The sequence below is a fragment of the bacterium genome (genome assembly GCA_013360195.1).
Classification (GTDB): domain Bacteria; phylum Electryoneota; class RPQS01; order RPQS01; family RPQS01; genus JABWCQ01.
This window is the reverse complement of sequence record JABWCQ010000025.1, coordinates 1-19115: the sequence shown is the minus strand read 5'-3', so window position 1 is coordinate 19115 and position 19115 is coordinate 1. Positions and strand designations below refer to the sequence as shown.

At 53.3% G+C, this 19115-nt stretch carries 19 protein-coding genes; 17 read left to right on the top strand and 2 right to left on the bottom strand.

The features are described 5' to 3' along the window. The 17 genes from HUU59_13080 to HUU59_13000 all read left to right on the top strand — a co-directional run. On the top strand, positions 1–296 hold a 296-nt coding region (locus HUU59_13080), incomplete at its 5' end, for a T9SS type A sorting domain-containing protein (protein NUO20372.1). A 244-nt stretch (positions 297–540) separates the two neighbouring features. Further along, positions 541–1632 carry a hypothetical protein gene (locus tag HUU59_13075; protein ID NUO20371.1) on the top strand — a complete coding sequence of 364 codons (1092 nt, stop codon included), beginning with the start codon at positions 541–543 and terminating at the stop codon, positions 1630–1632. 21 nt (positions 1633–1653) lie between these two features. Further along, the gene (locus tag HUU59_13070) at positions 1654–3099 is read left to right on the top strand and encodes a hypothetical protein (GenBank protein NUO20370.1); all 1446 of its coding nucleotides are present in this window, start codon (positions 1654–1656) and stop codon (positions 3097–3099) included. A gap of 246 nt (positions 3100–3345) precedes the next feature. Further along, positions 3346–4449 (top strand): hypothetical protein, encoded by a 1104-nt coding sequence (locus HUU59_13065; protein NUO20369.1) that lies wholly within the window; start codon positions 3346–3348, stop codon positions 4447–4449. Between the two features lie 23 nt (positions 4450–4472). Beyond that, on the top strand, positions 4473–5885 hold the full coding sequence (locus HUU59_13060; protein ID NUO20368.1) for a hypothetical protein: 1413 nt from the start codon (positions 4473–4475) through the stop codon (positions 5883–5885). 116 nt (positions 5886–6001) lie between these two features. After that, the gene (locus HUU59_13055) at positions 6002–6364 is read left to right on the top strand and encodes a hypothetical protein (GenBank protein ID NUO20367.1); all 363 of its coding nucleotides are present in this window, start codon (positions 6002–6004) and stop codon (positions 6362–6364) included. A 45-nt stretch (positions 6365–6409) separates the two neighbouring features. Next, positions 6410–6904, top strand: a complete 495-nt coding sequence (locus HUU59_13050) for a ferritin (protein NUO20366.1) — start codon at positions 6410–6412, stop codon at positions 6902–6904. Positions 6905–7019: 115 nt separating this feature from the next. Next, complete coding sequence (locus tag HUU59_13045) at positions 7020–8570, top strand: T9SS type A sorting domain-containing protein (GenBank protein NUO20365.1); 1551 nt, start codon at positions 7020–7022, stop codon at positions 8568–8570. Positions 8571–8791: 221 nt separating this feature from the next. Further along, on the top strand, positions 8792–9115 hold the full coding sequence (locus HUU59_13040) for a 4Fe-4S binding protein (GenBank protein NUO20364.1): 324 nt from the start codon (positions 8792–8794) through the stop codon (positions 9113–9115). Beyond that, positions 9115–10080 carry an aldo/keto reductase gene (locus tag HUU59_13035; GenBank protein NUO20363.1) on the top strand — a complete coding sequence of 322 codons (966 nt, stop codon included), beginning with the start codon at positions 9115–9117 and terminating at the stop codon, positions 10078–10080. The genes HUU59_13040 and HUU59_13035 overlap by 1 nt, the downstream gene beginning before the upstream one ends. A gap of 42 nt (positions 10081–10122) precedes the next feature. Continuing rightward, the gene (locus HUU59_13030) at positions 10123–10842 is read left to right on the top strand and encodes an alpha/beta hydrolase (protein ID NUO20362.1); all 720 of its coding nucleotides are present in this window, start codon (positions 10123–10125) and stop codon (positions 10840–10842) included. Positions 10843–10984: 142 nt separating this feature from the next. Continuing rightward, positions 10985–11482, top strand: coding sequence for a hypothetical protein (locus tag HUU59_13025; protein ID NUO20361.1), 498 nt, complete (start codon positions 10985–10987; stop codon positions 11480–11482). A gap of 39 nt (positions 11483–11521) precedes the next feature. Beyond that, positions 11522–12412, top strand: a complete 891-nt coding sequence (locus HUU59_13020) for a hypothetical protein (protein NUO20360.1) — start codon at positions 11522–11524, stop codon at positions 12410–12412. Positions 12413–12548: 136 nt separating this feature from the next. Beyond that, a complete protein-coding gene (locus tag HUU59_13015; protein ID NUO20359.1) occupies positions 12549–14213 on the top strand; it encodes a T9SS type A sorting domain-containing protein in 1665 nt (554 codons plus the stop codon). Between the two features lie 2 nt (positions 14214–14215). Further along, positions 14216–15220, top strand: a complete 1005-nt coding sequence (locus HUU59_13010) for a hypothetical protein (protein NUO20358.1) — start codon at positions 14216–14218, stop codon at positions 15218–15220. Positions 15221–15231: 11 nt separating this feature from the next. Further along, positions 15232–15585, top strand: a complete 354-nt coding sequence (locus tag HUU59_13005) for a carboxymuconolactone decarboxylase family protein (protein NUO20357.1) — start codon at positions 15232–15234, stop codon at positions 15583–15585. A gap of 64 nt (positions 15586–15649) precedes the next feature. Next, positions 15650–16912, top strand: coding sequence for a PLP-dependent transferase (locus HUU59_13000; GenBank protein NUO20356.1), 1263 nt, complete (start codon positions 15650–15652; stop codon positions 16910–16912). Positions 16913–17151: 239 nt separating this feature from the next. On the opposite strand, the gene HUU59_12995 is transcribed toward HUU59_13000, so the two are convergent. Continuing rightward, on the bottom strand, positions 17152–18645 hold the full coding sequence (locus HUU59_12995; protein ID NUO20355.1) for a right-handed parallel beta-helix repeat-containing protein: 1494 nt from the start codon (positions 18643–18645) through the stop codon (positions 17152–17154). A gap of 7 nt (positions 18646–18652) precedes the next feature. Further along, positions 18653–19099, bottom strand: coding sequence for a hypothetical protein (locus HUU59_12990; GenBank protein NUO20354.1), 447 nt, complete (start codon positions 19097–19099; stop codon positions 18653–18655). Positions 19100–19115 lie beyond the last annotated feature (16 nt).

Sequence of the window (19115 nt, the reverse complement as noted above, 5' to 3'; positions counted from 1 at the left end):
TCTCCGCCGACCCCATCCCGGACGTCATTCCGACTGAATTTTCAATCACGAGCACCTATCCCAATCCGTTTAACGCGACACTGAGTATTCAATACGACATTCCGCAGGCCGCGCAGATTTCGCTTAGTGTTTATGATTTGTTGGGTCGGGAGGTGGCCACACTCTTTCAGGGAATGAAGGACCCCGGACGACATGCAGTTTTCTGGAATGCAGAAGGTGTCTCGACCGGAGTCTATTTCATCCGACTACACTCCGAACACCGTTCAGCAACTCAGAAAGTTCTGCTCCTCAAGTAAGTTTTTGAATACTTAAACAATGTTATAACGGCGAGTCCCTGTGTGACTCGCCGTTTTGTTAGAGGCAAACTTGAGGGTCAGATAAATTTCGACAGAATGTAAGTTGTTATATTACAAGATATGTCTTATTCTACCTTGCTGTTTTATGTAAAGTTCCGTCTTTTTTTTGGGGTGAATTGTAACTATATTTGTAAGTTTGCAGGACTGACAGGACCGTTCAACCATTTCCTTGAAAGGACACCGCATGAAAAAGCTTGCGACCGGGCTACTAGCCCTCATGTTTGTACTCGCCGCTTCGGCCAACGCCACCATTCGCTATGTCTCTGCTACCGGGGCAGGGACGCACACCACGATCGCCGCCGCTCTTAGCGCCGCTGTTTCAGGCGACACCATCCTCATTGGCCCAGGCTCATTCTCGATCTCAAGCCAAATCAACGAGGGCAACAAGCGCTACGTAGTTATCGGCGCGGGCTGGGATCAAACGCTGATCACGATGACGGCTGATTGGTATCTCAATGGCGCCAACCGTGTCTCGTTTGAAGGCTTCTACTGCAACACGAACTCGTCGTTCAACACTTTCAACACTGTTGACTCGACGACGTTTCGTCGCTGCCGATTGAACTCTACTGTCACCACAACACCCATCATCAGTTGGAATAACGGCCGCTCTTTGACGATTGAAGATTGTATTTTCACGTCGGCTTTTACCACAACAAATACGGGTCAAGTTGTTATCTCTAACGGAAACTACCCGACGACGATTCGCAATTGCGTGTTCGCAAACACCGGTACGAGTACGTCAGCAAAGGCGCTTTATGGCACTGCGACGTCGGGAACCGTTGAACTCTACAACTGTGTTTTCCTGGGTTTCTCCGCGCCGCTTACGCTTAGCACGGCCGGTGGCCCGGTCGTGGGTATCAATAACATCTTCCATGACTTCCTCGCCTCGCCGTCGGTCGGAACCTATAACGCCTCAAGCGTTTGGGATTACAATGCCGCCACGACGATCACACCTCCGGGGACGAACGCACTCTTACTCGCCGGCGATCCTTTTGTGCTCTATGACGAAGCGCTTAACTATCAACACGGCACAAGCGACCTGCATCTCGATCCCACTAACGGTGCGGCGTGCATCAACAGCGGCCATCCCAGCCTGCTTGACTTCACGGACGGTTCGCAATCAGACCGCGGCGTTTACGGCGGTCCCAAGCCACTCGTGGATAACGGCGTGCCGAACTATCCGTGGGCCATCAACATCGTCTTGAATCCGAACCTCGTCGGAGTCGGCACACCTGTCAACGCCACCGCAGTCGGCCGCGTCGGACCCCAATACTAAGATAATCAGGAGAATCTCATCATGAAGAAGATGATTCTTCTGTTCGCGCTGCTTGCGATCAGTTCGTGTGTGTTCGCACAAACGGCTGTCGTGACTGAGTGCGAGTGGTTCACTGGAACCGACCCCGGCGTTGGAAATGGTAATGACATTTCCATCGGGGCACCGGAAGATGAAGAAGCGCTCGGGTTCACTGTGGCAACCGGTTCGTTGAATGCAGGAGATCTCGTGCGAGCAAAAGTGCGTTGCAGAATAGATAGCGTGCGCTCCGGCGCTACGAATATCTGGGGACCTGTCACGGACGCTTTTGTTCTGCTGTCCCCGGCCACCGGCAGCGTACGACTGGTCACCGCGATGTCCTATCAGTGGAACAACGGCGCGTTCACCAACATCGATGTTGCCGATGCAGCCAACGCAAACTTTGCCGAGATTGTTTCTACTGCAGGTTTGCCGGATGGACTTAACAAATTGCGTATTCGAGCGACTGACGATCTCGGTCGCACCGGTCTTGTTGTGGATGGCTTCGCGGTCATCTCCAACACATCCGGATTTGCCAACCGCCTCGTCACGCAGTTCGAGTACCGCGTCGACGGCGGCGCGTTTACGCCTGTGGATGTGACCGATGGCGGCATAGTTAGTCTCAATGAAATCGTCGCCACCACCGGACTCACGAATGGCTTGCACCGCCTTCAGGTGCGCGCCATTGATGACTTGGGTCGCATCGGTCCGGTGCATGACGGCTACCTCGTGATATCAAATACGTCGGGCAGCTCGCCACGTCTCGTGACAAGCATGGAGTATCGCATTGACGGCGGTTCGTTTGTCACGTTCGATTATCCCGACAACGGGATTATCAACTTCAGCGAGATGATCGCCACTAACGCGCTCGCCATCGGACTCCACACCGTGGACTTCCGATCCATCGATGATCTGGGCAGAATCGGCCCCGTGCATCGCGCATTTCTGATTGTCAGCTCACCGTTCGTCGGTGGAATCAATCACACCGTCGTCGCCGCTGAAGTCTTTGTCGGAGTCGACCCGGGTGTTGGTAACGGTATTGATATTCCGCTTCCGCAAGATGGCGCGTTCGATGAAGGCACGGAAGATTTCCTGCAAGTCTATACCGACTTCCCGGTGGGCTACTACCGCGTCGGTTTCCGCGTGCAAACGGATGATGGTCGCTGGTCACAAGCTGAATATGATTCTCTCTTGGTCGGTCCGATTCTGGTTATCAGCGCCTCGGGAAATGATGTCATCCTGAATTGGCAATTCCCCGACGGCATTGACCAGTATTACATCCAGCGCGCACCCGCGACAGCCGGACCGTATACGACGATTGACTCAACGACCGCTCGGACGTACACCGATACGGGTATCATTTCGACTCAGTCGCAGGGTTTCTACACCGTCACCTTCCGCGATGATTCCATTTCAATCCAACAGCCACCCGGAACGCCGGTGCTCAGATAGTCTGCAATAACACTTTATCGTGTTGAAAGGAGCGCATCATTTTGGTGCGCTCTTTTGCTTTGAGGCATGCGCGCGAACTGCAATCCTCAATATCTGTCGTGTGCAATCAACTTTGAATGCTTTTCCGCGCAGTTGACACATATCGATATGTGAGTTTGACACTTTACTTCGGTGTTGCAAATGATTCAATTTGAATTGAGGCGGGGAATGGAACAGTTATGCGTCTTTACAGGGAAAGGCTTTGTTATGAAAACATTCATGATTATTGTCGCCGCATTGCTCTTCTTCTGCGGCACTGCGGCGGATGCAGCCATTCGCTATGTTTCACAAACCGGTGCAGGCTCTTATACGCTGCCCAGCTCGGCGTTCACCGCCGCCGTGGCCGGTGACACGATTCTAATCGGCCCGGGCTACTTCGTTGAGGGCTTCAACATCAGCGTTAACAAGCGCTGTGTTTGGATTGGAGCGGGCTGGGACCAGACGAACATCTATTTGTCCGGCGTGCTCTTCAACTTCAACAGCAGCGCAGGCAGCGGAACCTCCATTGAGGGAGTTCGCATCACATCCTCATCGTCCTCCGTTTGTCTTTACTCGACCACAAACGGTGCTGACTCCATCACGGCACGACGCTGTCTGCTCGTCGGCGGTTCGGGTCAGAACACGGTCACGTGGACTTCGACTTCAGCCGGAAGACTTTTTCTCGAAGATTGCATCCTCATCAATTATTATCAGTATGCTAATGCAATGGATGGTCCACGCTCGGGCGGTGTTATCAGAAACTGTGTGTTGGTTTCAAACATCACTGTCAGCAACGGCAACGGTTGGGCAATCGGCTCTGCAAACGCCTATACAGGCTCCCTTGAAGTCTATAACTGCACCTTCCTCAACTGGGATGATATTTTCAGTATGCCTGCCGGTTCTCCCGCCGCGGTTATTATCAATAATGCGGCTTACGACTTCACGGGTGGAACAGCCTCTTGGGGAACCATTGCCGGCAGCAGCGTGATTGACTACAATGCTTCACCCGCGACACCTGCGGCTCCGGGTACTAATCCGCTCGTCATTGCAGCTAATCCGTTTGTCAATTATGACCCGGCTGCAAATTACGTCATCGGTACGACGGATTTGCATCTCGTAGGCGGAAGCAATCTGATTGACGGCGGGAATCCCGGTTTGCTGGATGTCGATGGCTCTCGCTCCGACGTCGGAGTGTATGGAGGTCCCAGACCACTGATTGACAACGGTGTGCCCAACTATCCGTGGGCTGTGAACATCGTGAACACTCCCAATGTCGCCGGACAAGGCACTCCTGTCAACGCGACCGCTATCGGGCGCGTGGGACCGCAATAAGAAATCACAAGGAGGAACATCTCATGAACAGAGTTCTTCTCGTGCTCTGCCTTGTGCTCTCAGCAACTTGCCTTGCCCAAACAATCACACAGGCGGAGTATTTTATCGGCACGGATCCGGGCGAAGGCATGGGCACGGCAATTTCCGTGACTGCGGCGGATGATTCGGTCGCGCTGGCGTGGCAGATTTCCACAGCCGGTCTTGCGCCCAATCTCTATCGCATGATGCTGCGCGTTCGCACGGACGGCGGAGTATGGAGCAGACCAAGTGCGCAATTTCTGATTGTCGCACCCATCGCGCATTCGCCACTGCTTGTCACACAGTTCGAGTGGTCGGTGGATGGCGGGGAGTTTACAGCGATCGACATCGACGACGCGGAAATCGTGAGCCTTGAACAGCTGCTCTCAACGGTATCTCTTGCGCCCGGTGTGCTCCATAAAGTCAATATCCGGGTTTCAGACAACACAGGCCGGGTTGGTCTTGCACACTGTGGTTTTCTGGCGGTCGCTCCGCCGAATGAACAGGCGCGTTTGGTCACGCAGTTTGAGTATGCGGTTGACAACGGAGAACCCATCGCTGTTGACCTCGTCGATGGAGCAAGCGTGCCGTTGTCGCAGATGATTGCCACCGACGGGCTTTCGCCCGGCACTTTACATAGGATTAAGTTTCGCGTGACGGATGACCTCGGCCGAGTGGGTGCCTTCACCAGCACGCTGCTGCCGGTAAATTCCGTCGCTGAGTTGACTCGCAATATCGTCAGTTACGAGTATTGGGTGGACGCTAATTCTCCGATGCTGATGGATTGCCCCGATGCGCCGTTCGTGAACATCAGTGAATTGATAGCGACGAATTCGCTTTACATCGGCTTACATCAAATGAGCATTCGCGCGACAGATGATTTGGGACGAACGGGACCGGCGCATCGCGTGCCGTTCATCGTGACATCGCCATGGGCTGAATCCGAAGCAAGGACCATTGCAGCCGCGGAGATGTTCGTGAACAGCGATCCCGGAATAGGAAACGGCATTGCGATTCCGTTGCCGGAGGACGGCGAGTGGAATGAGAGTGAAGAACCGATCGTGCATCTTTTCACCGGATTTAATGTCGGATACTATCGGGTCGGCATTCGTGTGCAGGATAATCTCGGACGCTGGTCGGCGCCCGAATACGATTCCTTGCTGGTCGGTCCGTTGCTGTCGATTATTCCCAGCGGCAACAGTGTTATTCTGTATTGGGAGTTTCCGGAGAACATAGATCAGTATTACATTTATCGTGCGGCGGCAGGCGGACCATTCACGCTGATTGATTCCACCAGCGCGCGAACCTATACTGATCCGGATATCATCCCTGCACAGGAGAAGGGCTTTTATCATATCACGTTCCGTGACGACTCCATCTCGCTGCAGAGGGCTCAGGGAACGAACTTGCCAAAATAGTTTGCCTTTGTCCTGAATTTTACTTAGTTTACGGGGTGAGCTGATAGCTCACCCCGTTGTGTTTGGGGGAACCTTTTGTAACTCTTTGAGCTTTAAGAAATATCAAGGAGGCCGTCATGAAAGACAAGCTGCTTTGGTTTGGCTCGCTGATGGTTTTGACCGGATTGTTCGGTTTCACGGGCATCGCCGATGACCTGCGGCATCCGGGCGAGCTGATTGCCGTCAGTGCAATTCTGCTGGCCGGAATCATATTCATCGCACTCTCGATTCGAGCACAGCGGACGCATCATCCTGTTTCCTCAAACAAGGGGCTGTGGGCGGGAGGAACGCTGATTCTGCTTGGCATCATGGGCTTCGGGTTTGTGGCCGATGATTTGGAACACGTGCTCGAGATTTACATCAGCGGCGCTGTGCTGCTGACGGGGATTATTCTGTTCACCTATTCGTGGCGGCACCGCAAGCTGGTTTCGCCGCATTGATTTTTGCACTTCTTTTTCACATCTTAAGTATACGGAGCACCGACAATGCTATCCAAGAAAATGTATGAAGCGCTGAACGCGCAAGTCAATCATGAACTCGAAAGCGAGTACGTCTATCTTCAACTCGCCGCATGGTCCAAGGCCAACAATCTCGAAGGCTTTTCCAATTGGATGAAGCATCAGGCCGAAGAAGAGCGCGAGCACGCCATGAAGATACATGACTTCCTGATTGACAATGAACACGAAGTCGTTTTGACCGGTATCGAAAAGCCGAAGCTCAATATCAAGTCCGCTGTGGATGTCTTTCGCGCTTCCTTGAAACACGAGCAGAAGATCACCAAGAATATTCACGACTGCTACTCGGTCGCTCTTGCCGAAAAGTGTTACAAGTCGCAAGTGATGCTTCAGTGGTTCATCGAAGAGCAAGTCGAAGAGGAAGCCAACGCCAAATCCGTTCTCGACAAACTCGAAACGTTGAAAGATTCACCGTCGTCCATTTATTGGATTGACAAGGAATTGAAAAAGCGCGGCAAAGAGTAGTTCTTCTGTTCGCAACTTCCGCAAACTCAAGCAGCTGCGCCTACGGCACAGCTGCTTTTTCTTTGCCTGTCAAAAAACTATTGACTCCGCGGACTTTCTGCTCTATCTTTAAGGCATGAATCACCGATTGACCTGTCTATTTGCGGTCATTTCGCTGTGTGCCGCATCCCAAGCTTCCGTTCTCAGGGTTCCGACTGAATATCCTTCCATTCAGTCCGCGCTGCAGAATGTTCAACTGAACGACACCGTGCTGGTCGCTTCCGGTCTCTATGCCGAAGCCCTTCGTGCCCCGTTAGTTTCATTTTCGCTCATTGGTGACGTACAGCCTGACTCCGCACTCGGCAACTTGCCAGTCGTTGACCCCTCTTCCTTACCGCATCCGGATGAAATAGCCTGCCTGAACTTTCTTCAGGCGGTTCCGTTTGTGCGTATTGAGAGAATAGGCTTTCGAAACGGAAGCCAGATGTATCCCCGTGATTCAGAGGGCGGCATTCTTGGAGAAGTGTTTCATTTGGCTTTGAAAAATTGCCTATTTGATTCGACTTACTACGGGATTATCAGAATCGAGAGCGCAGGTCAATTGATTGAGCTGGACTCTTGCCGCTTTCTCGACAATCCAGTCGGATGTGTCAGCGCGGAAGAGCACCGGGTTTTGGCAAGGAACTCCTTTTTTTCGGGTTCGGGATTTGCACTGGTGAACTGCGCAAGAGGAAGCCAGTTTTCCGATTGTAGATTTCAGGGGAATACAACTGGATATCATCTGCTTGCTTCCGGCGACAGCTTGCTCGTTACATTCTGTTCATTTAGCGGTTCTTCGCCCAATGCAAGCGCCTTTGTGGGATTAGTTGAGGGGAGCGGGACAATATCTTACAGCCAGTTCGGGCCGGGTCAATTCGCCACGTTTGCGCTGTATGCAAGTCGAAATTGCGACTTGACGCTTTTGATTACCGGAAACATCTTCTCTCAGCTTGTTGAAATTACTCCCGTTGTCGTTCAATGCCAAAGTGAAGGAGCCGTGCCGGTTCGTATTGATTCAAATTTGTTCACCAGTGTTACAAACTCCGGGGCAAAAGCAATTCAAGTCGAACCCGATGTAAGCGCAGTTATCAACTCGAATAGATTTCTGACGCTGTCTCCTGCCAATCATGCTGCTATTTTCTCCGCATCCGCGAATGTTCAAGCCCACTTGAACATATTTGAAGCAACCGGTCTTGCTTTTCAGGCATTCCATGAAAACGACGCCCGCTTCAACTACTGGGGCGATTCAACAGGCCCGTATCACCCCACGTTGAACCCTAACGGCCTGGGCGACCGTGTTTCCGATTCCGTGCTCTTCGACCCGTGGTATCCTGATACATCGTTCCTGATTGATGCAGCCGAAGAACGTGTTGAACTGCCTGAGCAATTTCAACTTTCTGTCTTCCCCAATCCCTTCAACAGCACCGCCCGCCTCATGCTCTTCGCTCCCGAGCCCTTCATTGGCAGCATCACGCTGACCAACATTCTCGGACAACAGGTGCGCGAACTCCACCGCGGCCCGCTGTACGGACAGGAAACTTTTCTTATCGCCGCCGACGCTCTCCCCAGCGGCATTTACCTCCTCTCTGTCCGTGATGTGATTAGAAACACTGTAAATTCCACACATAAAATCGCCCTCATCAGGTAGCATGCCTCTTGACAAGAGGCTATTGGCTTCTCGACCATGCACCCAATTCTTCCCTAACCCCCGATTTTCCTTGCATCTTAAGTCAGAATTGCTCATATTTTAAGTGGCCAAAGCGCCACCGCAAAGCGGACAGGAAACTGCCCGCTTCTTATTTATTATTAATACCTTAGATGCCGCGATGACGCGCTGTTGCGCGCCCCACGGCCCGTGGAGATTGCCTCGTGACTTTCGTTATCACCGAAAAATGCCTCGGCGAACGCTACGCCTCTTGCATGCAGGTCTGCCCGGTCTATTGTATCTACCCTGCCGAGTACAAGGGCGAAATCTTTGCCGTCATTGACCCGGAACTCTGCATCGACTGCGGAGCCTGTGTTCCCGAGTGTCCCGTTGAAGCCATTGTCGACGATCCGGATATTGCGCCTGAGTGGACCAAAATCAACGAAGAACTCGCCCCGAAGTTCAAAGACAGCCCTATGCCCGAAGTGCGCCCTGCCACGGACCCACCGCGCAAAGGGAATGTCTACAACGATCCAAGGAAGAAATAATGGAAACACGCAGGCTTGGCAAGTCAGGACTGCAAGTTTCTGAGCTTGCATTAGGCACCATGACCATGGGCTGGCGCAATGACGAGCGCGAGTCCCATCAGATACTCGACGTCGCCTTCGACAACGGTATCACGCTTATTGACACCGCAGATGTCTACTCACGCTGGGTGGAAGGAAATCCCGGCGGAGTTTCCGAAACCTTTATCGGCAATTGGCTCAAGACAAAGTCACGCTACGATGTCATCATCGCCACCAAGGCCCGCGGCCGCATGTGGGACGGACCGTCCGGTGAAGGTCTCTCGCGGATGCACTTGATCAAAGCCTGCGAAGATTCGCTGCGCCGGTTGAAAGTGGATCATATCGATCTCTATCAGTGCCATTATCCTGATGAAGCGACGCCCATCGAGGAAACCGTGGAAGCTCTGGGCGAACTTGTTAAACAGGGCAAAGTCCGCTATCTTGGGCTCTCGAATTTTCCCGCGTGGCTCCATGCGAAAATGAACGGCTATGCGATGATGCACGGACTGCCGTCCTTTGTCTCGACACAGCCCAAGTACAACCTTATCTGCCGGCGTGACGTCGAAAAAGAGCTTGCGCCTTACTGCCTCGATGCCGAGGTCGGAGTGATTCCCTATTCGCCGCTTGAAGGCGGATTGCTGACCGGAAAATATCGCCCCAATGAAGCAGGGCCGGAGAATTCGCGTCACACTATTAACGGACGCGCGCAGGAAAAACTCACTCCGCAAGTCATTCGCACTCTCGAAGTCCTTGCCACCGTCGCATCACAGCGCGGCGAGACCATGACGCAGACTGCGCTCGTGTGGATGCTCTCAAAGGAATTCATCACGAGTCCCATCATCGGTGCGACCACCGTAGAACAATTGCTCGACTCCCTGCCTGCCGCAGGCAAGAGATTGTCTCTCGAAGAGCTTGAACTGCTCGACCAGGTCAGTGACGGGTTGTAGAAGCGCAACTTAGTTTTTTCTTATTCACCAATAGAACCTTACATGTTAAAACACACCTCCATCGGCAACGGCCCGCCCATTGTGCTCTTGCCGTCCATGCTCGGCACGATTGAGGCCGAATGGCGTCCCTACATGCAGACCATCGCCGACCTCGGCTATTCCGTCATTGCCGTCGATTGGCCCGGTCATGCGCAAAGTGAAATGACCAAGTCCTTCACCTTCCGCGTGCTTGTCGAAGAACTCGACGCGCTTTTCAAGCATCTCAAAACCGAACCGGCTGTCATCTTCGGCTATTCGATGGGCGGCTATGCGGCGCTGCACTACGCGCTGAAAAATCCTTCGCGCGTGCTCGCGATCTGGATGCACGGCACCAAGTTCTATTGGTCCGGTGAAGAAGCGGAAAATATGGCCGCCGAGCTTGAGCTTGAGTGGCTGCAGGAAAACAAGCCCGAGCGACTCGAAAAGCTACGCGCGATTCATGGCGAAAATCTCGACTCGCTGCTGCCGTGGCTCGCAAAGATGGTCACGAATCTACCTGACACCGGTTTGACTCCGTTTGAACTTGAAGACTTCAAGATTCCCGTCCTGGTCAGCGTCGGTGATCGTGATGAATTGGTGCCCGTCACTGAGGCCTATGACCTTTACGACAGCCTGCCCAATGCGCAGCTCGCCGTGTTCGCCGATACCAATCATCCCCTCCAATCCGTCCGCGACCACGTCTTCGTTCCAGTACTGAAAGACTTCCTGAACCGGCTGGATTAGAGTCCTATTGATTTTTTGTCAAAGCGGCGACTCAGTTGAGTCGCCGCTTTTCTTTAGAAACTGTCTTCCTTTTGCAGACCCATTAAACCTATTGGCTCTTTCCTTGTCAAACCTGTAGAAACCAGACAATGGAATGAGACCCATGAAATCCTTATTCGTAAATACCGTAATTCTAAGCATTTTCGTTAGTGCTGCCAGCCTATTTGCTAAGCCCTATGACCCTGAACGCTCCGCGCCACAGTCCGATTACAAGCCGCGCAAGGAGTTCTCGCAGCAGGAACGAATGCACATGCGGAAGAGCATGAAGCATCGCATGCTCGCCCGCGAATTTCGTCACGAAGCAATGAAACACCGCGATATGGCGCGAATGCATCGCCGTGAATTGCGGCGCGACAACTGCCCGCAGGGCTTTGATTGCCCCGTAGGTCCGCAGATGCAGCGCGAACGCATTCACAAATTCCGCAACGACACCTTTCGCGGGCCGGGCTTTGAGAACAGAGGTCCGCGGCCGATGATGAAACGGCATATGCAATTCCGTAATGAGCAATTCGGTGGACCGCAGATGAACCCTGATCGTCCGATGGCACCGCCTCCGCACATGCGCTTCCGCGACGGCAAACGTGGCCCGCGCGCGCTCTAACTACTACTCATGGATGATCAGCCTGAAGGAATGAACACGATGAAAAAAACTCTACTGCTCGCAAGCCTGATCGGCGTGCTGATAATCGCATCCACCGCGCAAGCGCGCCACAGCGACGGCTATCTCGAACGAATAGTCATCGAAGGCTACGTCGAATCCATTCGCGGTCAAGTCGCCTATGTCGAAGATGATTGCGGTATCACGTTCCGCGTGCACCTCGGACCCGCGTGGTACTGGGATGAACGCAACTTCTTCCTCCACAGCGGCTCCTATGTCACCATCATCGCGTGGCAGGATCCCTATGACGATTACTGCTATGCCGGCGAGATTCGCGGCCGCGACTTCTGCTATGACCTCTGTGACGGTCGCGGCTATCCGCGCTGGTATGACCGCCATCAATGCGTCACCGGATGGAGACCGACCCGATCCTTTTTCGACATCTGCTTCGTTATCACTGTCCCCATTTGGTACGACCATCACCCGCATCACCGCTACTGGCGAAGTGACTGCGACGACGATTGGAGATATGACCATCGCAGACACTGGAGAGATCATGACCGGGGTCACGACCGAGACGGGCGGCGCGGCGGCGGACGTTATAGCGCAGGCGGCGACGACAGTCGTGATGACAAGCCTGTCGGCGGTGGATTCAATGCGCAAGTGGAGAAACCACGCTATTTTGAAAAGCAGCCTGCCGGCGGAAATGGCGGCAACAGTATTCGCATTGACAAACCGCGCTCGAGCGACAAGGGTAGCGGCTACCGCGCCGAAAAGATTCGCTCCGATGACGGTGGCGGCAGCTATAAGATCGCCAAACCGCGCTCCTCTGACAAGCCATCCCGCTCATACAGCAGCAATGGCAGCAAATCCGGCGGCAAATTAAGCCGAAAAGAGACCTCTGTCACACAAAAATCATGGGCTCGCAAGTAACGGCATTTTCTGAGCTAATGTGCAAAGGCGGCGTTGGATGCCGCCTTTGCCGTTTTGGGGGGGTTGCAAATTTGCCCGAACCCAGATATCTTGAAGAGTGGGTTCCGGATCACACTTCTGCCACTGGAGGTTTCCCGTGCAGCCGCTTGCTCTCGCCCTCTCCGCCCTCTTAGCCAGCGTGACCCTCGCCGCCACGCGGCACGTTCCTGCCGAATTTGCGACTATTCAATCCGCAATTCTGGCCAGCCAGAACAGCGACACCGTTCTGGTCGCTGACGGCACATATGTCGAGAACATTGATTTCCGGGGCCGCAATATCATCGTGGCAAGTCACTTCTTGCTGGATGGCGATGTCGAACACATTCCGCTCACTGTCATTGACGGCAGCCAGCCGGAACACGCGGACAGCGGCAGCGTCGTGCGCATTATCAGCGGAGAAGATTCCACTGCGGCTCTCATCGGTTTCACGATCACGGGCGGCACGGGAACGAAATTCCGGGACCAATCCGATCAAGCGTTCTACGTTGAAGGCGGCGGAGTGATCATCGAGAATTCCGATCCGCTCGTCGCGTTCAATTTCATCGTCGACAACGAAGCTGTGCGCCAGCCGCAAGGCACGCAAAGTGCAGGAGGAGGCGGAATTCGCTACGGCTACTGTTCACCGAGGATTTACAACAATGTTATCATCGGCAACAGCGGCAAGTACGGCGGTGGCGTCGTGAGCTTCTTCGCTGACGGAGAATTGTTGCACAACGTTATTGCCAACAACGACGGTGGACAGGCCTATGGCGGCGGCGGCTTATGGATTGGCGGAAGCGGCCACTCAACCACACTCGTCAACAACACCATAGTCGGCAATCAGAGCGTCTTGACCGGCGGCGGCATTCGATTGTTTGCGGGTGTCCTGAATGGACACGGCAACATCGTGTGGGGCAATCAAGCCAACTCAGGCAGCGATCAAATTGGCGGCTCCACAGCCAACATACACGTTGACTACAGTTGCGTTGAAGGCGGTTTGGCCGGAACGGGAAACATCAACGAGTATCCGCAGTTCCTTGCTCGCAACTTGAGACTCGGACCGTCCTCACCTTGTGTTGATGCCGGACATCCTGATGCGGAATGGAACGACGAAGATGAAACGCGCAACGACATGGGTTGCTACGGAGGCCCCGGTGCATCGTGGTATCCCGAATTCGGGCAGCCGCGCATCCAGTTTCCGCAGCCCTATCCATTGCTGTTCTTCAATTGCGATACGACGCTGCGCGCCGTGCACCTGACCAACATCGGAACGGCAGAATTCAGGATTGACAGTTTGGTCTTCACATGGAACTTTCCGCTGTTTGAAATCCAGTATGCACCATCGGTAATCGCACCGGTCGCGAGTGACTCCATCGAAATCTACACACCAGCGGCCGGAGGCTGTGTGGGTGGTTTCGATACATTGCAAATATATCACAACGATCCAGATGCCGTCAATCCGCTGCTTGTGCCGATGTATCTCGATCCGTCGGGTGCGGCAGATGACAATGGCATCCATGCGGACTATGCTCTGCACTCTGCGTACCCCAATCCGTTTAACCCGACGACGACAATCAGCTTCACGCTGCCGACCGAACAGCTTGTGACCATCATAATAACTGACATTCAGGGACGCGAAGTGACGAGATTACTGAACTCACGGCTCCCGGCAGGAGAACACCGTTTGAATTGGAATGCGAGCGACAGGTCGAGCGGCACTTATCTCGCCATGGTTCGTGCAGGTAAGTGGCGGGCTAGAACCAAATTGACTTTGGTGAAGTAGCCATGAGGTGGCTATTCCTGTTCCTGCTTGTCTGTTACGCCACTGCGGATGCCCGTATCGTGCATGAGTCCGAACCGAATGACCACTTCACCACTGCCGATCAGATTGCGTGTGACGATACTGTCGAGTGCGCGCATTTAGACATCAGTGAAGGCGATTTCTACAGACTAACCGTGCCCGGCGGTGACTCCGTGTACTTCCGCACGCTGCCGTGCGAAGGCAGCAACGAGGACACTTATATCCTGCTTTATGACAGCACATACGGTCTGATTGCCTATAATGACGACAGCGGGCCACAGGAGTTCTCGACATTGGGAGTTTTCCTGCCCTTTAACCAGCTCTGCTATGTGCAGGTGGTGGACCCGGCAGGCAACTCGACCGGCGGATATAACCTCGTTGTTCAATGTCAGTTCGTGCCGAGCGGTCCGAACGACTACTGCTCGAATGCGCGGCAGGTTACCTTTTGGCCTTATTATGATGAAGGTTCAACTTTCGGTGCCGGACACGAAATCGGCACTCCCGCGCCTGACGTGTTTTATCAGTTCACGCTCGCGACGCCCGGTGACATTTTCGTGCAAGTTTGCTCGGAAGCGTTTAATGCGCGCGTACAGGTACTGTTGGCCTGCGGCTCCGGATTGATGGATGACGCGGACACCGGTGAATGCGGGCTCGGCGCTGACCTGTACAGCTATCAGTTGCAGGCACAGACCTACTACTTGCTGGTGGAAGGAACCACGGCAAATCAGTTCGGTGAATTCTCTATCTCGATTGAGCCGCTGCTGCAGCCGTGTCCCGAGCCAACGGAATTGAAGATCTTCGACGTCGGGGGATTCCCGTTCCTCGATTGGATAGATGTGGCAGAGGCCGACTTCTACTTGATTGAACAGGCCCCGAACGGGCAAGGTCCGTTTGAGTCGCTTGACCTGACAACGGAGTCGTTTTGGCAAGACCCGCTTGGATTCAGTCTGACGCGCCGTTTCTATCGCGTGCGCGCAATTTGCGAATAACCTATTACAAAATGTCACTGCTGCACGAGTTTGAAACCTACCGCGCGCGCATGAACGCACGCATTTTGTCTGAGGACAATCAGGCCGTCAAGCGATTCTTCGGTGTGGACACACTCACCTATCAGGACGGAGCGCTCGACCGCAAAACCAAAGAGATGCTTGGACTCGTCTCGTCGCTGGTGCTGCGCTGTGACGACTGCATCAAGTATCACGTTCTGGAATGCCATAAACTCGGAGTCACGGTCAAGGAGTTCTTCGACATCTTCTCGGTCGGGTTGGTGGTGGGAGGATCAATTGTAATTCCGCACATGCGGCGAGCTGTCGAGTTTCTGGACGAACTGGAGAAGAATAATCAGACCGTATAATACACCTAATCACGCAGCCCGGCTGTATCGCGCTGCGCTTAAGACCGTTTAATCAAGAGTACTTATGGAAGATTCAAAACTACGAGATGCGATAGAGCAATTCTATCTGCGCTACGGGTTTGCCACCCGCTGCCTGCATGCAGGGGAAAAGATCGGGCAACCCAAACTGAAAAGTCACACGAACGCGATCTTTGCCAGCTCTACGTTCACCTTTGACAGCGCCGAAGAGGGCGCTGATTTGTTTGCGCGCCGCAAGTCCGGTTATATTTACTCCCGCATGGGTAATCCGACGGTTGTGGTGGCCGAGGCCAAACTCAACGCGCTGGAAGGCCGAGACTTGAAACTTGCCGATCCGGACTGCTGCATTTCGTCGCTGCTCTATTCTTCAGGCATGGCCGCAATCGCCGGACTTGCATTCGCAATTCTGAAGCCCAACGATGTTCTGCTGCGCGGTGAGACACTGTACGGCTCGACGGATGACTTCTTCAACACAATGCTGCCCAAGTTCGGCGTTAAAACTGTTATTGTGGACACCGGCAAAGCCGAAGATGTCAAACAGGCCATCGCCGAAAACCCGCAGGCAAGGATGCTTTTCTTCGAGACTCCGACCAATCCGCTGCTCGAGATTACGGACATCGCGGAAACGATTCGTATGGTGCGCGCGGTCAATCCCGAAATCGTGGTAGCCGTGGATAACACCTTTGCGACACCTTATCTGCAGCAGCCGCTGTCACTCGGGGCGGACGTCATCATGCACAGTACGACGAAGTATTTGTCCGGGCACGGCGCCCTGATTGGAGGCGCGCTGACAACGCGGCACGAGTGGATTAAGGAGGAGTTGTATCACACCATGAAGGACACGGGAGCCTGCCCCTCGCCCTTTGATACGTGGCTCCTGAATATGGGAATGAAGACATTGCCGCTGCGCATGGAGCGGCATTGCAGCAATGCGCAGACGATTGCCGAATGGCTGGTCAAGCATCCGCGTGTCAAGCACGTCTATTATCCCGGTCTGCCCGGATTTCCGCAGCATCATTTGGCAAATCGTCAAATGAGAATGCCCGGCGGCATGATCTCGTTTGAAGTTGCGGGAGATTATCATTCCGCCACGACACTGCTCAATAATGTTCACTTGCACACGCTCGCCGTCAGTTTGGGTTGCGTAGATTCGCTGATTCAGCATCCGGCTTCGATGACGCATGCTTCGATGTCTCCCGAGGCGCGTACGCACGCCGGAATCTCTGACACACTCATCCGGCTCTCGGTGGGAATAGAGGAAGTTGAAGACCTGATTGAAGATTTGGATCAGGCATTAGCCAAAATGTAGCATTGTGGCAATGGCTTGAAGTGAAAAGCGCCGCTTCGATTGAAGCGGCGCTTGTGTTACTTGGAGACTGTGTCAATTACTTCAGGTACAAAAGTTTCACCGTTGAGGAAACGCTCTTCTCACCAACCAACCGCGCAAAATAGATTCCGCTGGCTTGCGACTTTGGCTGCCAATCTCGAATGTGCACACCTTTGTTCATTCTGCCGTTCAAAACAGTTTCAACGCGCCGACCCGTCAAATCAAAGGTGCAGCAGCACAAACTCAATCGTGACTGTGCTGTTGAAGGGATTGGGGTAGGCATTGCCGATGAAGGTTGCAGGAATCTCAACCGGTTCACGTGGCTCGGGTGCCGCAGAGAAAAAGCTTGTGTCTTCTTCCCACGGTTGATATTGAATTCGCCACTCCACGGTATCGCCTTGACCGCCAATGTTGCCTACTGAGTCATAGGGTCCTGTCGCATGATTCCAATAGTTGTGGCGGGCGTAAGTTGGATCCGGCGTATTGCCTTGAAAAACCGCGTAGCCTTGATTTCTCGCGAAGACGTTGTATTGGAGATCGGTAGAAACGTTGTCACGAAGAAGCACCTGGCCGGAGGGCGGGTAGCTAACTGAATGATTTGAGTTTTCTATGATGTAGTTGTTCGTGATTGTACGCGGCACACGGCTGCTGTCAAAGATTGTACAGAAAGAGGTGTGGCCGCCGCTGTTAAGGTGAATGAGATTTCTCGTTATGGTCACCACTGAAGGGCTATTGTCGAAGCCAAAGATGCCGTGCATTCCACGCATGGGCACAGGAGAAAACGACTCAAATACATTTCCCACTGCAATTAATGTTGTCAGGCTATCCGGCTCGCCTTGTAGATAGATTCCACCAGTCAAGTTATTGTCATGAAAGTGGCACGAATCGAGACGGAGGTAGTTTAAGTAGTTGCCGCCGTAGTGAATCATGTTTGTGAAATGATTCAGCCGGAATTCGCAGTTTACAATTTCGAGCGTATCAGGCGGCTTTGAAACATAGACAAGGTAGGTTCCGTTCGGGTTGTGTCCCAGCCCGCACTCATATACCTTCGAGTCGCGGATTCGCAGAACGCTGTTCCGCATGGCAATCTGCTCCGGAATCTCCTCCACCTCGTGGTGAGCGAGGCTGTGATAGATCGTGCATGAATTCACCCGCACTTGACTATTCACCAATCGCAGCACAGCCGCGAGTCTGTTTGCGCCGCAATAGTTGAACGAGCAATTTGAGATCAAGCCGCGCGATCCTCGAGTTGCAATTGCCCCACCGTATCCAGCTCTGCAGGAATCAAAGATGCAATGTTCTATCGTGAAGTCGTGGTTGAAGGATCTTATCGCACCGCCTTCTTCGTTATTGTGTGCCATGCCGGCGGCAAATCGAATACCTACGACCCGAAACGAAGGCTCGGGTCCCGCCGCAAAGTCCGCATTCAGACAGCGAAGCGTATCGTCTCCGTTGCTGAAGCTTCGCCAGACACATGTCCGGATTTCAGATGTATCACCGGACAGCAAAAAAGGCCCACTGATTGTGAGCCCTTTCGGCAATAAAGTTACAGATTCCCGATGTTCACCGGTCTGAAGCAGAATTGTGTCCCTGACTTCAGCCGAATCTATTGCCATTTGAATCGTCGGATAGTCTTCCGGTACGACAAGGACTTCGGCCAAAGCAACACTTGCTATTAGCACGAGTGCATGACGCATTGTCGAAAGCGTGCCCATAGCAACTCTATTCCGGCTCGCATGGAACGGGGCAAGTGGCCGCCGTCACAGACGTGTAGATATATACTGTACTCGAACCTAAGGCGCAATTTCCGCCTTCGCAATCTTTGCACTTCACTTTGAACCGCAATTGATGGTTTTGGCCGATCTGATGATTTTCCGTTGTCGTCCTCGATTCACAACCGCAGATGTCATCGAGCGTCCAGAATTGGAAGCTCTCTTGTCCGTTGACGATGTCCCAGCACTCAATGTATACCTTGTTCATCTCATTTCCGTTGTGATACACATAGGTCTTGTAGATGTCAGTATTGGCGGGTACAGTATAGGAACCAATTGAGAAGTTGTCATCACAACATACGTCCGTCACAGTCACACACATACTCGCTTCCGTTTGCGCCGAGACTTGCGCGGCAAGAATCCCCGTCAACATCAAGACCCAAAATGTGTTCTTCATGCTCTTGCTCCTCAAA